13 protein-coding genes are annotated in these 14,706 nt (G+C 45.3%); 12 read left to right on the forward strand and 1 reads right to left on the reverse strand.

Annotated elements, in window-relative coordinates:
- Positions 1-17 precede the first annotated feature (17 nt).
- From MJ770_RS00060 to MJ770_RS00070, 3 genes are all read left to right on the forward strand, one after another.
- Positions 18-1,169 (forward strand): hypothetical protein, encoded by a 1,152-nt coding sequence (locus MJ770_RS00060; RefSeq protein WP_239249172.1) that lies wholly within the window; start codon positions 18-20, stop codon positions 1,167-1,169.
- Complete coding sequence (locus MJ770_RS00065) at positions 1,130-4,393, forward strand: ATP-binding protein (RefSeq protein ID WP_239249174.1); 3,264 nt, start codon at positions 1,130-1,132, stop codon at positions 4,391-4,393. The genes MJ770_RS00060 and MJ770_RS00065 overlap by 40 nt, the downstream gene beginning before the upstream one ends.
- Before the next feature lie 214 nt (positions 4,394-4,607).
- Complete coding sequence (locus tag MJ770_RS00070; protein ID WP_239249176.1) at positions 4,608-6,248, forward strand: sensor domain-containing diguanylate cyclase; 1,641 nt, start codon at positions 4,608-4,610, stop codon at positions 6,246-6,248.
- Positions 6,249-6,494: 246 nt separating this feature from the next.
- Here the strand turns inward: MJ770_RS00070 and MJ770_RS00075 are convergent, their stop codons facing one another.
- Complete coding sequence (locus MJ770_RS00075) at positions 6,495-7,103, reverse strand: IS3 family transposase (protein ID WP_320412203.1); 609 nt, start codon at positions 7,101-7,103, stop codon at positions 6,495-6,497.
- A 294-nt stretch (positions 7,104-7,397) separates the two neighbouring features.
- Between MJ770_RS00075 and MJ770_RS00080 the strand changes: the two genes are divergently transcribed.
- From MJ770_RS00080 to MJ770_RS00115, 9 genes are all read left to right on the forward strand, one after another.
- A complete protein-coding gene (locus MJ770_RS00080) occupies positions 7,398-8,342 on the forward strand; it encodes a hypothetical protein (RefSeq protein WP_239249178.1) in 945 nt (314 codons plus the stop codon).
- Between the two features lie 180 nt (positions 8,343-8,522).
- Positions 8,523-8,840 (forward strand): quaternary ammonium compound efflux SMR transporter SugE, encoded by a 318-nt coding sequence (gene sugE / locus MJ770_RS00085; protein WP_239249180.1) that lies wholly within the window; start codon positions 8,523-8,525, stop codon positions 8,838-8,840.
- A gap of 99 nt (positions 8,841-8,939) precedes the next feature.
- The gene (locus MJ770_RS00090) at positions 8,940-9,389 is read left to right on the forward strand and encodes a hypothetical protein (protein WP_239249182.1); all 450 of its coding nucleotides are present in this window, start codon (positions 8,940-8,942) and stop codon (positions 9,387-9,389) included.
- A 31-nt stretch (positions 9,390-9,420) separates the two neighbouring features.
- Complete coding sequence (locus tag MJ770_RS00095) at positions 9,421-9,801, forward strand: DUF488 domain-containing protein (RefSeq protein ID WP_239249184.1); 381 nt, start codon at positions 9,421-9,423, stop codon at positions 9,799-9,801.
- Between the two features lie 54 nt (positions 9,802-9,855).
- Complete coding sequence (locus MJ770_RS15515; RefSeq protein ID WP_445083108.1) at positions 9,856-10,089, forward strand: transposase; 234 nt, start codon at positions 9,856-9,858, stop codon at positions 10,087-10,089.
- A 195-nt stretch (positions 10,090-10,284) separates the two neighbouring features.
- Positions 10,285-10,875 carry a uracil-DNA glycosylase family protein gene (locus MJ770_RS00100; RefSeq protein WP_239249186.1) on the forward strand — a complete coding sequence of 197 codons (591 nt, stop codon included), beginning with the start codon at positions 10,285-10,287 and terminating at the stop codon, positions 10,873-10,875.
- Positions 10,876-11,132: 257 nt separating this feature from the next.
- Complete coding sequence (locus MJ770_RS00105; protein ID WP_239249188.1) at positions 11,133-12,125, forward strand: endonuclease/exonuclease/phosphatase family protein; 993 nt, start codon at positions 11,133-11,135, stop codon at positions 12,123-12,125.
- 158 nt (positions 12,126-12,283) lie between these two features.
- Complete coding sequence (locus MJ770_RS00110) at positions 12,284-12,745, forward strand: AraC family transcriptional regulator (protein WP_239249190.1); 462 nt, start codon at positions 12,284-12,286, stop codon at positions 12,743-12,745.
- Between the two features lie 95 nt (positions 12,746-12,840).
- Positions 12,841-14,394, forward strand: a complete 1,554-nt coding sequence (locus MJ770_RS00115) for a glutamate synthase-related protein (protein ID WP_239249192.1) — start codon at positions 12,841-12,843, stop codon at positions 14,392-14,394.
- Positions 14,395-14,706 lie beyond the last annotated feature (312 nt).

The following is a 14,706-nucleotide window of genomic DNA, read 5'->3' on the forward strand; positions in this document are numbered from 1 at the left end:
GCATCCAAGCTACAGTCTTGCTTTGGACTACTTTTGCTCATGCCATAGATATAATGGACAGCAAGTTGAAGGTACATGGGTTTCTCACGCAGGGCGTAGTAATCACCAGCGACAATAATTTCCTCGGTCAGAGTAATAAACAAGCTAGCGCAGACTTTAGAGAAATCGGAGTTAATGCTTCTTTACGACCGACTTCCGATGTGCAACTGTCCGCCGGAATACTTTCGCATAAAGCAGGGGAAACTGATAACGGCAATTTGCGACTGGATTATGGACTAATCGACTGGACACTATCAACGAGCGAGCAATCTCGTACCGGGCTTCGCTTGGGGCGGGTAAAAATTAATTTTGGGCTGTATAACAAAACACGCGATGTCGCTTTCACGCGTCCCAGCATCCTCCTGCCTCAATCCATTTACTTCGAGCGCACACGTAACCCTACCGTTGCGGCTGACGGAGCCGAGCTTTATTTCGATCACTATGGCGAAGTCGGCAGCCTGTTCATGACTTTAGGTCTCGGGCGGCCCCAGATTGAGAGCGAAGCGAGTAAGATTGCCTTAGTTGGCTTGATCCCTAATGGAAGGTTCGAATCGACATTGATGCCTATGTTCCAGACAATTTATGAACTTGACGGCGGTAAGTATCGTTTCGGCTTTACCGCCTTGCAATTGGATACGGGCTACAATCCTGGCGCACGTGATGTGCTGGGGCCTGGACGATTAAAGTTTACGCCAAAGATTTTTTCTGCCCAATACAACGCCGAATATTGGAGCATAACCAGTGAATTTGCCCTACGGCCCGCTTCAAATAGTGGCTTTGGTCCGAACGCTCCAGATGCCACCATTCATGGCCAAAGCTATTATATTCAGGGCAGCTACCGGTTGGCTCCGAAGTGGGAAGCACTGCTACGTTACGATGTGGCATATACCGATAGTAAGGATCGTGATGGCAAGGCATTCGCTGCGGCCACACGCCAGCCGAGTTTTACGCGTTTTTCCAAAGATTGGACTGCAGGAGTGCGTTTCGATGTAACCCCCGCATTCATGCTGCGTGCCGAATACCATCGTGTTGACGGCACAGCCTACTTGCCAGTTCAGGATAACCCCAACACTTCATCTCTTGTGCGCCGTTGGAACATGTTCATGTTACTGGCATCTTTCCGGTTTTAATAACGCTAATGCGGGAAAGCCAACCCACTAATTCAGGCCATGACACATCCAGATTCTTGAGCCTGAAGTGGAAGGTACTACTCACGCTGGGGGCTGTGATGCTCTCGGTTAACGGTACACTTTCCTGGCTGAATTATCATGATTTAAACACTCGATTTGAAGAACAACGCACCACATCGCGCGATCGCCTGATTTCTGAAGCTATCGCTGTACACATTGATTCGGCTCTGCGTTTGCAAGCAATGGCCAGCGTACTGGCGACGGTCGGCACGAGAGATGAACTCCAGTTAGAGCCTGCATCTCAGCAGCTTTATGGGCACTTCGATAATTACTGGCCTGTCTTGCAACTCGATCTCGACATCAATTCGATGAAGGTGTATTCCAGAACGGGCACCCCTTTGGCCTCTTGGTATGGGGATGTGACCGCTGATATTGAGCAGAATGACCGTGTGCATGCCGTAATCTCGCAAGAACGCGCCACGCATTGGATACACTGCCAACAGACATGCACTCAGTTTGCTGCAGCTCCAATTCTATCGTCGGGCCTAGTGGCTGGGGTAATTGTTCTGGGTAGCTCTCTGACAGAAGTTATTATTTCTTTCAATCGTTTATCCGGAGCAGATCTTGGCGTGCTGGCCCCTGACGGCCTTGTCAATGGTAATAACTCGTTGCCAAATTTGGGCTTGCAAGTGGTTGCGCTGAGCGGCTCAGAACGCAACATTCCATTGCTCCAGCAATTAAAAGCTTTGCCACTTAAACAAAGTAAGACCAATTGGCAATTGGTGCCTTACCAAGACAAACAGTTCGAATTGTCGTTTGTGGCAATGGATAGTTCTAGTGACGCATACTCCGGCGCCATGCTAGTGGTAATCGATGATTTAACTCAGTCCTTAAGCGAAATTCGCACATCGGTAGTGAGCCGCTTACAGGCCGAGTTAGCAACTTCATTGCTTTCTTTGCTGTTATTGGCGCTTCTGGTGCATGCGCCATTGCAGCGCATGACGCGGGCTATCCAAGCAATTCCCTTGCTGGGGCGCAGCGCTTTTGCTGAGGCACGCTCAAAAATCTCCTCACGCGGCCGTCGTTTTTTTGGTGACGAAATTGACAGTCTGAATGAAGCCGCAGTAGCCTTATCCTTTCGCCTGGAAACGCTGGAGCAGCAAGTGGCAACGCATGCTGGAAATCTGCAGGAGATGTTGCACCGTATTTCAATTGAGCGGGATTTTAATGAAAGTCTGCTTGATACCACACAGGTCATTATTCTGACTCAATCTGCTGATGGATCTATTTATAGTCTTAATCGTTATGGGGAATTATTAACTGGCTGGAAGGAAGCAGAATTATTGGATAAGCGTTTTTTTCAGGCAATTTTTCTTGATGGATCAGCTGAAACAGAGATCCAACTGGCTTTGCAAGATCTTGCTACGGGGGAACATAAGCTCATTCAGCGAGAATCAACTTTGATTAGTAAATCAGGCGAAAAATTCGAAATTACCTGGAACCACTCACGCCTTTCAGACCATCCAGGCGAGACGGCAATGATCCTGTCAATCGGAATTGACCACACCGAACTCAAATCTGCCGAGCAAAACTTGCTCAAACTGAATGCAAGCTTGGAAGATCGAGTTGAGAAACGCACTTCTGAACTTGAACAAGCCAAGCTACAAGCCGAGAAAGCCAACCAAGCCAAAAGCGACTTTCTTTCCAACATGAGCCACGAAATCCGCACCCCAATGAACAGTATCATTGGCATGACACAGCTCGTGCGACGTACAGAACTTAACCCCAAGCAGCTTGATTATGTTGTAAAAATTGACCATTCAGCGCAACATCTATTGCGCCTGATCAATGAAATACTCGATTTTTCCAAAATAGAAGCTGGCAAAATAGAATTAGATATAGTGAATTTTGAGCTGGATACAATACTGGAGGACATCTCCTGCCAATTTAGTGAGAGCGTTAGAAGTAAACACCTGAAATTTGTATTTGAAATTGACCCTGACTTATCTCATCCGCTTCGTGGTGACTCGTTGCGACTGTATCAGGTACTTCTAAATTTCACCAGCAACGCCATCAAATTTACTGATACGGGTGAAATAATCATTCGTGCACGAATTATCGAAAACAATACCAACGGAACAGGCAACTTGGTGCGCTTCGAGGTACAGGATAGCGGCATCGGCTTAAGCGCAGAACAAATCTCTCAACTATTTCAGCCATTTCATCAGGCCGATGCTTCAACCACACGGAAATATGGCGGTACCGGACTGGGGCTGGCCATAAGCCGACAGCTGGCTGAAATAATGGGTGGCGAAGTTGGCGTAGAGAGTGTGCCCGGCATGGGCAGCACTTTCTGGTTTACTGCCCGGCTGGACAGAGGTGTCAAGCCGATTACGAATGATCAACCCGAGCCATCAGTCGATTTGGATATCATTCAAGGCTCATGCATCCTGTTGGTTGAAGACAACCTCTTTAACCAACAAGTGGCTAAAGAACTATTGGAAGAAGCCGGCGCAACCGTTGTCATCGCCAATAATGGACAAGTAGCACTTGATCTGCTGGTTAAGAAACATTATGACTGTGTCCTGATGGATATGCAGATGCCCGTAATGGATGGCCTTGAAGCTACTCGCCAGATTCGAGCCAACCCTAAGCTCGCGGCCACGCGAATAATTGCCATGACTGCTAATGCAGGACATGAAAGTTTGACACGTTGCTTCGGCGCGGGCATGGATGATTTCATAACTAAACCGATTGAGTTTCAGCTACTCCTTACTACACTTTCCAAATGGCTTGTGCCGCGATCCGATCAAGCCCTGCTCATACCCGCCGCAACCTTACCGGAGGTTGGAACGATGGAAACTCATGAAGCAGAAGGTGCAAACAACCCAAACATCATCGATGTTTCAATACTGTCCAGTACGTTGGGAAATCACCCAGACAAAATTCGTAAATATGTCAAGATGTTTTTAGACTTGACACAGAAAGCAATCGTTGAAATCGAAACTGCGCTGGAACATGGCGACATGGCAACAGTGAGCGACTTGGGGCACCGCACCAAGTCATCGGCCAGAACTGTTGGTGCCATGGGTTTTGGGGAATTATGTCAGACATTAGAGCAGCTCAATGGCGGTGAAGATACTGAGCAAGCACGTGACATTGTGGTGCAAATGCGGGCATTGCTGACGCAGATTTCTGATAATGTAAATAATGAGTTGGTATGAACGGTGCAGCCCTATATAATTCGTAGCAGGAAACAATTCGATAAGCTCAAGATTAATAACAATATATAACCTGCTAAAAATCCGCTCATCTTTCGACGGGCTAAGGACGAATGGATTTATTTCTTTTGCGTAAGGTTGAAATGTGAGAAATTGAAAGTTGAGCAAACACTCTATCTCACATAAAGCAGCTTTTTTAGCAAGGAAATTCATACAGATGGTATTGTTGAAGAGCATTAAAAGCAAAATTTTAGTTTTCGCCATCATGGCCACGCTTATCCCATCGCTGGGCTTAGGACTGCTCTCATTCCGCCAGAACGAAGCGCAAACCAGCGATACTGTAAACCGTGAGCTGCGCGCTCTGGCAAGCCAGGCCAGTCGTGAGTTGGAGCTATGGATAAATAAGCACATCCATTCAGTGCGGGCACTGTCCACGTCCAACGCAGTCATCGACGGACTGTCTGCAACATCTCACCCACATGCAGGCATGTCTAACAAAACACCACAGGCCTTGACCCACTATCTGCGTTCAGTGCAATCAAAACTTGATACAATAATCGAGCTAACCGTTGTGGGTGCTGCCGGGCAGATTGTGGCCAGCAGCGCGGCGCCACCCTCCGTTTTAAATCTCCCTCAAAGCTGGCCGGAGAGTGCATTCACCGAAGGCGTTGTTCTCGAACCACCCCACTGGGATAAGCTGCACGGCACCGCGACATTTAGCGTTGCGGTGCCGGTACTGTCGTACGACAATGTGCTAATGGGTGCATTGGTAGCCGTGCTTGATCTACGTACCGCGCAACCCTATCTAAAAAGTTCAACTAAATCACCACTGGGCGAAGTACTCTTGCTGGACCAGAACGGCAGGGCATTACTTAGCAGCCACGCTGATAAAATCAAACGAATATCGCTGGATGCGTTGATTCTGCGTCAGCTGCTGGCAAAACCTGGCGAATCCATGACCTTTCAGGGCTTAATGAATCGTGAAGTCATTGGGGTGGCAGATACGCCTGCTGCGCTACCGATCACGGTAGTGGCCGAACGAGAACGTGCCGATATCTACGCTGCCTGGGTAGATTTGCGCAATCAGTTTCTGGCACTGGTGTGCATACTTGTGTTGGTAGTAGCAGCGGTGGCTTTTCGTATGGGCCGTTCAATCGTCACGCCATTGCAGCATCTAATCGTTGCCGCCAACAGCATCGCCGACGGCGATCTTGATGTGCAGCTGCCCGTGACACGAAATGATGAATTTGGCCACCTAACCCTGATATTTAATCGGATGGCGGACAAGCTGCGCCATAGTCATGCAGAAGTAGTGGCCACAAATCAAGCTATGCAGCAACAGAATACACTGCTTGAGACGCTTTCCGTTACTGATGGACTTACCGGTCTATATAACCGAAGCAAACTCGATGTAATTCTGAAAGATGAACTCGCTCGATTCAATCGTAATCAACGGCCCTTTGCAGTGCTCATGATGGATATCGATAACTTCAAGACTCTCAATGACAACCATGGCCATATTGCGGGTGATGAGGTAATTGTGGCTGTGGCCAAGATACTTAGCCAGTCGATTCGTAGCGTGGACTACGCTGCGCGCTATGGTGGTGATGAATTCGTAATTATCATGGTTGAAACAACGGCAGATATGGCGTTTATAACAGCGGAGCGCATCCTTTCTCGGGTAAATGACATGCGCTACAGCGCCAACGGCAAAATTATATCGGTGACAGTGAGTATTGGTGTCGTCCAGTGCCAACAGTCTGACAATGCTTCTCCGACAGCGGTATTTGCCCGTGCCGATAGTGCACTTTATGAAGCGAAGCGCGCTGGCCGCAATCAGGCGCATTACGCAACTTAGTGTTGTGTGACATTCTGTTTGAAACTTAAACGATTAACAGCTCTGTGATACTGAGAAATAATCAAGAATTTCTTCGGCGCATTCTAAAAGTGTAGTGGTTCCGAAATTAACACAGCTCGCTACCTAAATTTGCTTACGGAAGCTACGCTTCAAAGTTGAATCAGCCTATTTTTAATTATGCTCAATGATCATTTGAAGGAACAGTGTCGCATAGTCCATGACAGCATCGAAAATACTCTGGATCTCTTAAAGGCTGCAAATGATGCCATGCTGTTTCAACAAGGCCTGGTATTCGTGGCTGCCGTACTGGCTATCTCGATCTGAATTCAATATCAGTCCAACCATTGTTTGCCGCTGTCCAATCGCCATCTGCAACGCCTGACAGACTAAGGCCGCTGGCATCGTGAGACTCATCGTCCAGCCAATGATCTTGCGTAAATACAAGCCCATCACCGCTGCCAAATACAGCCAACCTGTTTTGGTACGGAAGTAAGTAATATCTGAAGTCCAAACCTGATTCGACTCCGGTGGATTGAACTGACGATTCAGTAAGTTCTCTGCCACGGGTAGAGCGTGCTTGATGTCGGTGGTGTTCACAAACTTCTTCTTCCAAACCGATTTTAAACCCGCTTCACGCATTAAGCGGCGCACTTTGTATCGACCCATAACAATGTGCTGCGCCTTTAGTTCGTCAACGATACGACGACTGCCATAGCAGCGTTGATTCGTCACGAAAGCGGCTTTAACCTGCACACTGGCGACAGATATAGCTGGCTTCTTGATGCGTCGTTTGGCGGTGTAATATCCTGAGCGGTTGGTTTGTAATACTCGACATGCTTGGCTGATGGCCTTTATGGTTTTACTTTGTTTGTCAGCGACAAACTACAGCTTTACGCAACTGATACAGTTGTGATCGCAATTGAACATCTAAAAAATAGTGAGCCAAGCACAAAGGCAAAAGAAATGTTGCCGTAGTGCAGATGTTAAAAGCTATACGCATTGATTTGAGCTTGGCATAACAAAGCGCTGTTGTCGGACTGTCTTCCGCTTCGATCCAAACCAGCCGCAAAGCGCGGTGTTGTTTTAATATTAGGGAGTATGCAAATGAAAAAAACAGCAATAATTGGCTGTAACACGATAACCTTTATCGTGTTAGCCCTTACTACCATCGAAAATGCTATTGCAGAGCAGTCTGATGTAACAACTCGCAAATGTCATTTAGAGGTTCGAGAGACAATGGTCCGCGCAGGTATCAAACAACTATACGCAGCAGACCAAAAAAGGGTAAATAAAAGCTGCCAACAGGGCGACGTTAGTAGCGCGATCAAATACATCGAACGGATCGGCGTATACAAGAGATGCGTCCGAGACCTTGATGCACATATCAAGGACACCCTCCTCCACGTCAATAAGGACGTGCATAATCGCGCAATTTCGCAATGCCGGCAAGGCGATCTGAAGAAGGCGATAGCGGAGGTCAGCGTGGCACCGACAGAAATACCAGATACACCTGCGGAGATAATCTCATTCGCTGCAAACACTGGAAAAGTCAACAAAGGTAGCTCTGTCACTTTGTCATGGCGCACGGCAAATGCTAATACGGTTATGCTCGGCAGATATGGCAAAAATGATTTACAAAAAGTCCCAACGTCAGGGTCGCGATCATACTCACTAGACCAGACCACAACCTATATTCTAATGGTCGGGCAATCGACATCGGGACCGACAACGATGAAGTCGAAGACGCTTCAGGTCGTGGTAAGTGCACCGCCGAAGGGAACCTGCTCAATTGAAGGTGAACTCGAAGGGAAGTGGCGCCAACCGATACAAGAGCGACCTCAGGGGCCAAGTTCAATCTGGACGGTAGATGTAGGCATCTATAACGTAGGTTCCGACAGACCATTTGAGGGTGCTTCAGTGAGCGGTCACGGCAATCACGGAATATACCGATTTAAGGACCTCAGTGCTGGAAAAGAATACACAGTTAAACCAGTTTGGGCTTCCAGCCCACCGGAAGGTAATGTCTCATGCACGCCAGGTAAAATACATAAAGGACCAAAATTTAAGATTACGGGTCGTCCTCTGATCGATTAGATAATTGTTAGAATATGACTGCGATATTTAAAGATAACAACGCATTTTAATGGACAACATAAATCGCCGCTACGCTCTGTTTTTGCTTCCGGTAATTTTGGGCAGTAGGCATTTTGAAGTGAGGACGACCTCACCTCTCCCAAAGCAAAAGGGGACGGCCCCTGTAACTGAGAGGTGTTTATGAACTGGATTATTCTCTTCGTGGCCGGACTGCTTGAGATAGGCTGGGCCATTGGGCTAAAATATTCTGAGGGATTTACAAAACTTTGGCCAACGATAGGAACGCTGCTGTCGTTAATTGCGAGTTTCCTATTACTGGGCTTAGCAATGAGAAGCTTGCCTGTCGGTACAGCTTACGCTGTGTGGGTAGGCATTGGCGCTGTCGGCACGGCTGCACTAGGAATTGTATTGTTCGATGAATCAACTGAAATGCTAAAGATGGTAAGCCTCGGCTTAATTTGTGCTGGTATTGTTGGCCTTAAACTGGCCCATACATAATAAGGCGCAGTTGCCGCAGATAACAAAGTTGAGACGGCTTACGCTCCACTCCAGCCACCCCAAAACTTGGCATTTGGCCTTAAATGAGATCAATTCATAATGATTCATCACTATTCGATTTCCGTTCAAGACACCAAAAATGTTTCTGAGGTGCTGGCTGAACTTTTCGGTGGAACCATTACCCGGTTTGGTCCCAACCCGAACTCATACATCGTTTGGCTTGGAGATGAATACGGTTCAGCCATAGAGTTACATCCTGCGGGTACGGAGATGTACCCTGATGCAGGTGAAAATCAAGCGAATTTCCGGCACGACCCTTCGCAATCCAATTTCAGCGCGACTCATGCAGCTATCTCCATCAATCGTACGAGAGAAGCGATTTACAAGGTTGCGAAAACACAGGGCTGGAAAGCTTTGGATTTGTCGCGAGGCGGATTCAATGTGATTGAGTTTTGGATAGAGAATAGCGTAATGATTGAGTTCCTCACTCCTGATATGACAAATGACTATTTATCTGCAACCAAAGATTATATAAAGTCAACTTCTTAAGTCCCCCTCGCTTTTTGTAAAAGGCTGGCAAATGAGCAGTAAACAAATCGATATCCGCGTTAAAAGAGTGTATGCAGAACCTGAAGAGTCGGATGGACGGCGTGTTCTTGTTGACCGATTGTGGGCCCGTGGACTATCTAAAGAAAAGGCGAAAGTGAATGTCTGGATAAAGGAGGTTGCGCCTTCTACAGAGTTGCGACGTTGGTACGGACATGACCCGAAAAAGTGGGACGAATTCAAAAGCCGGTATGCTGCTGAATTGAAGAGCAACCCTGACCAAGTTGCAGCAATATTAGAAGAACTAAAGGCGGGTACCGTTACATTTCTCTACAGCTCCAAAGAAGAAAAGCTGAATAATGCGGTCGTTTTAAAGGAGTATATTGAGTCAATTATTCGTGATAGAGCCGAATAATAAATCAATCAAATGCGCACAAAAACTAAATTTACTGGACGCTGCGCATAAGAAATGCATCGCCACTCATCCCAGACGAAGATCGATTCTAAAACGGGTAAACAAATGATCTCACGCCACTTTGCGACGGTGGAGCTGATGTATTGCAATCTGCGTGGAAGCAAGCGCCTGCACCGCTTTACGCTACGCGGAAAAGTAAATGTGAATTGGCAGTGGATGTCGTATTACATAATGCATAATATCGAGAAGCAGGCGAATCATGGTTATGCAAGATTAAGCAGCTGGTAGCAAGGTGCTCTCGCCCCTTTATCGCATCGGTAGGCTTACGAGAGTAGCCAAGTTTCTGATGGAAAGTTTACCGGTAAACAGACAGCCGAATATGAAGAAAACCTTTAGGCTTGAAAATCCCACGCAAAGCTTAAACAGGGTTCAGAACGGAAGGTTTTCTGCAACGCCGTTAGCACTTAACACAGTACTGTTGTCATGCTTAAAATTGAATCCTTATTGAATGATATTAGAGAATGTACAATTTGCGAAAAGCACTTAGCCTATGGTGCTCGTCCTATTTTACAAATTAACCCGAATGCCAAAATTTTAATTGCAGGGCAAGCACCAGGCAAAAAAGTTCATGAATCTGGTGTGCCGTTCGACGATGCCAGTGGTGATCGTTTGCGTGACTGGATGGGTGTTTCTAAAAATACATTCTATGACTCTAATCAAATCGCAATTCTACCAATGGGCTTTTGCTATCCTGGTAAAGGAAAAAATGGAGATTTGCCTCCACGTCCAGAATGTGAACGAGCTTGGCGCGATCAACTCTTAGCGCAACTTCCCAACATAAAAACAATGTTAGTACTTGGTAAATATGCGCAGGCATATCATTTTGGTAGCAGCAGCTCTTCTCTAACTGCTCTTGTAAAATCATGGCCAACTTATTGGCCAAGCAAAGTCCCTCTTCCGCATCCCAGCCCTAGAAACAATATATGGCTTAGTAAAAATCGCTGGTTTGAACAAGATTTAATTCCGTTACTGCAAAAACAATGTCGGCAACTTTTGCAAGATAAGATGGGCTAACGAGTAGGGGCACCTCTAAAATCCAATTTTTGTCACAATACTGCGTTAATTGTGATCGCGAAATGAGCCACAATCTAACTCGTTTAACAAATCGCTCAAGTTGCGACCTCCGCTTCGCTGCGGCAACTTAACTCAAACGTACGGCATAATAAGCAACTGGAAGTGATATGTTACTGATATCTGCTATAGCTACGTTATTGATTGTAATTGCCACCTTACTACCTCGATTTAAATGTTCACATTGGATCGTCAGGGGGATGGATTTTCCGCGTCTGCAGTTTGCCTTCTTTGCAGCGGTCCTGCTGATTTTCCACTTTATTTTTCTCGACCTGCAAATGCTGGTCAATTGGTTGCTAATTTCTGCAACAGCCCTATGTTTTTTTTGGCAGTTATGGTGGGTATTACCTTATACCCCCATCTGGCCTAAAGAGGTCATGACCTCCAAAGTTATTGATCCCAATAGACAGCTTAGTATCATTACATCCAACGTGTTAAAAACAAATCATAAAAGCGATGCGCTAATTAATATTGTTACAGAGTATCGACCCGATATTCTAGTAACCCTGGAGTCGGATAAATGGTGGGAGAACAAGCTTAAAGTACTGGAGGCTGACATGCCATATAGTGTCAAATGCCCCCTTGATAATTTATATGGCATGCACGTCTACTCCAGATTACCTATTAGCGAAGAAAAAATTTCTTATTTGGTTGAGGAGGATGTGCCATCAATACATTTGTCTTTGGAGCTACGTACAGGGAATAAAGTGCACATGCACTTCGTCCATCCCGCACCACCCAGCCCGACTGAAAACCCTGAGTCGACCGAACGTGATGCTGAGTTAATTACGATTGCTAGAAGTGTCGCAGAGACTGAACAACCAGTCATCGTAACAGGTGACCTCAATGATGTCGCATGGTCTGTTACAACTCGACTTTTTCGTAAAGTTAGTGGCTTACTTGACCCTCGCGTAGGACGTGGCTTGTTTAACACCTTTCACGTAGATTTCCCCTTTTTACGCTGGCCATTGGATCATCTATTTCACAGCTCGCACTTTAACGTAAAAAATATACAGCGTTTGCCATCGATTGGCTCAGATCATTTTCCACTTTATACAGTTCTTGTGTATGACCCTGTCGAGGGGGCAAACCAAGAGGGGCTACAGGCTAATGGTCAGGATCACATTCAGGCCAAAAGAGTATCTGAAAAAAAAGACGTCAGTAAGAAGGATGTACCTAAGCTAAATGGATAAGCTCACTTGAAATTTGGTTCCTTAAACATCAGATTGCAATGTGAGTCGCAAGCTCATTTAACAAATATTTGCTGTCAAAAATTAACATATTTAGCTGCCAGTTTGCTACAGATGTATGGCGTTAGGCTAACAATAAATTGCTACTCGGAGAACACACAATGGAAGTAAAGATTGTCAATTTTCCAGAAACTAAAGTAGCTGTTTTGGAGCATAAAGGCCCACCGGGGCTTGAGCATGAGTCGATAAAAAAACTGATTGAATGGCGTATTGAAAATACACTGTCACCTCACAAACACCAAAGTTACGGAGTTCATTACAACAACCCCGCTACAACACTCCCAGAAAAATATAGAGTCGATCTTTGTATTTCAGTAAGGCAAGAGATTCCGCTAAACCCACAGGGCGTTATAAACAAGGTAATTCCATCTGGTCGCTGTGCTGTAGCTCGGCATATAGGAGCACGAGATCAAGTAACGGCGGCAGCTTATTTATATGAAAGTTGGTTACCTGACAGCGGTGAAAAATTGCGAGATTATCCATTATTTTTCCACTACGTTAATGTTGGCCCTAATGTGAAAGAGCTAGAAATGATCACTGATGTTTATCTACCATTGGAATAAATTACGGCTTAACAGGTACTCGTTCGGACGCAAACTACACTGCGCTTCGTTTGCGCCGCACAAATTAATCGTTATACATCGCTAAAGAGGAAAGTATGAGCAATCCAATAATTGCAGATAACAAACCAGCTAAAGTGAGTCTTTCTAAAGGTCAGGAATATTATTTCTGCACTTGTGGTAGATCAAAAAACCAGCCATTTTGTGATGGTTCGCATGTGGGCACATCTTTTACTCCCAGAAAAGTTATTTCTGACAATGACGGCGAAGCATATTTGTGTGCTTGTAAACATACTGGCAATCCACCTTTTTGTGACGGAACACATAAACAATTTAAAGCCGAAGAAGTGGGTAAAGAAGGACCCGGAGTAACTTCAAAGCCTTCTGAATTACCGAAAGCCAAAGCAACAATCGAAGAACCTACAGTAGAATTTATTCACCAGCTCGCCAGAGAAGGATTATCCAAATTAGGACACCATGGTCAAATGACAGCTATGGGTGTTCCACGGTACAAATTACCTCATTGGGATGATTTGCAAATAATGGTCGCACAGTTGGCCACCAAACCTTTGTTAGAAGACACAGTCGTTGCTACTGAGCTGATTATCGGTCCAGAGGCTAAAAAGCCATTGGTATTAAAAATACCTTTATTTGTTTCTGATATGAGCTTCGGTGCATTGTCCGAAGAAGCAAAAATTGCATTAGCCAAAGGTGCTGATCTCTCAGGCACGGGTATCTGTTCGGGTGAAGGCGGAATGCTACCTGAAGAACAAGAAGCAAATTCTCGTTATTTTTATGAATATGCCAGTGCAGGCTTTGGCTATAAAGAAGAGCAACTGAACAAAGTACAGGCCTTCCATTTTAAAGGTGGACAAGGTGCAAAAACTGGCACAGGCGGTCACCTCCCTGGTAACAAAAACATAGGCAAAATATCTCAGATAAGAGGTATTCCAGAAGGTGAGCCCGCTATCTCACCACCTACCTTTAAAAATCTTTCCTCATCAAAAGATTTTAAACAATTTGCAAACCGTGTTAGAGAAATTACTGGTGGCATTCCTGTTGGCTTTAAGCTCAGTGCAAACCATATAGAAAAAGACATTCAGTTCGCATTGGACGCAAGTGCCGATTACATAATTTTGGATGGACGTGGTGGTGGTACAGGAGCAGCGCCTGAGATGTTTCGAAACCATATCAGTGTGCCAACGATACCCGCTCTTGCACGAGCACGTCGGTATCTAGATAAGCAAGGTGCCAGCAGTCGTGTGACACTTATTATTACAGGTGGCTTACGTGTCCCCATAGATTTTGTTAAGGCTATGGCACTAGGCGCAGACGGCATTGCAATATCAAATAGCGCTCTGCAATCAATTGGCTGTGTTGCAGCAAGAATATGCAATACAAATAACTGCCCAACAGGTATTGCTACTCAAAAAAAAGACTTACGACAAAAGTTAAATATTGAAAAATCATCTGCTCAATTACACAACTTTTTATGCGCTTCTGTAGAACTGATGCAAGTAATGGCGCGGGCGTGTGGCCATAATGCTTTAAGCAAGTTTAATATCAATGATTTGGCGACGTGGCATCGTGAAATGGCTTTATTGTCAGGTGTCACATACTCAGGATTTATGGATATCTCAGGTAATGTATAACAAAGTACCACCGGAACTTTGTTACGTTTCACTTTACAAAACTTTGTGAGCTGGATCGTCATAACCTAAAAGAAAACTGAGTTACAAAAATTAAAAAATATTATTCCCAAGCTCAAGGAAATCATGGGTCGATGTCTGAGAAGGCATGTCGGCTTGAACAAACAAATCTCAAAGCAACCAAGCACCAATATAAAAAGCGTAACAACGTTAATAAGTCATTAAATTTAAAGTTAAAATAAAAAATAAATTAAAAAAACCTTGCTAAAATTTATGAGCATCGGTATTTTATGTAATGCCAAATAAGTAATAAAC

Source organism: Candidatus Nitrotoga sp. M5 (assembly GCF_927904885.1).
In the GTDB taxonomy this organism is placed as follows: Bacteria; Pseudomonadota; Gammaproteobacteria; order Burkholderiales; family Gallionellaceae; genus Nitrotoga.

Coding starts and splice junctions, on each gene's coding strand:
- MJ770_RS00090 (WP_239249182.1), top strand. CDS start 8,940: ATGATTCATCACTATTCGATTTCCGTTCAAGACACCAAAAATGTTTCT.
- MJ770_RS00100 (WP_239249186.1), top strand. CDS start 10,285: ATGCTTAAAATTGAATCCTTATTGAATGATATTAGAGAATGTACAATT.
- MJ770_RS00070 (WP_239249176.1), top strand. CDS start 4,608: ATGGTATTGTTGAAGAGCATTAAAAGCAAAATTTTAGTTTTCGCCATC.
- MJ770_RS00110 (WP_239249190.1), top strand. CDS start 12,284: ATGGAAGTAAAGATTGTCAATTTTCCAGAAACTAAAGTAGCTGTTTTG.
- MJ770_RS15515 (WP_445083108.1), top strand. CDS start 9,856: ATGCATCGCCACTCATCCCAGACGAAGATCGATTCTAAAACGGGTAAA.
- MJ770_RS00105 (WP_239249188.1), top strand. CDS start 11,133: ATGGATTTTCCGCGTCTGCAGTTTGCCTTCTTTGCAGCGGTCCTGCTG.
- sugE (WP_239249180.1), top strand. CDS start 8,523: ATGAACTGGATTATTCTCTTCGTGGCCGGACTGCTTGAGATAGGCTGG.
- MJ770_RS00115 (WP_239249192.1), top strand. CDS start 12,841: ATGAGCAATCCAATAATTGCAGATAACAAACCAGCTAAAGTGAGTCTT.
- MJ770_RS00095 (WP_239249184.1), top strand. CDS start 9,421: ATGAGCAGTAAACAAATCGATATCCGCGTTAAAAGAGTGTATGCAGAA.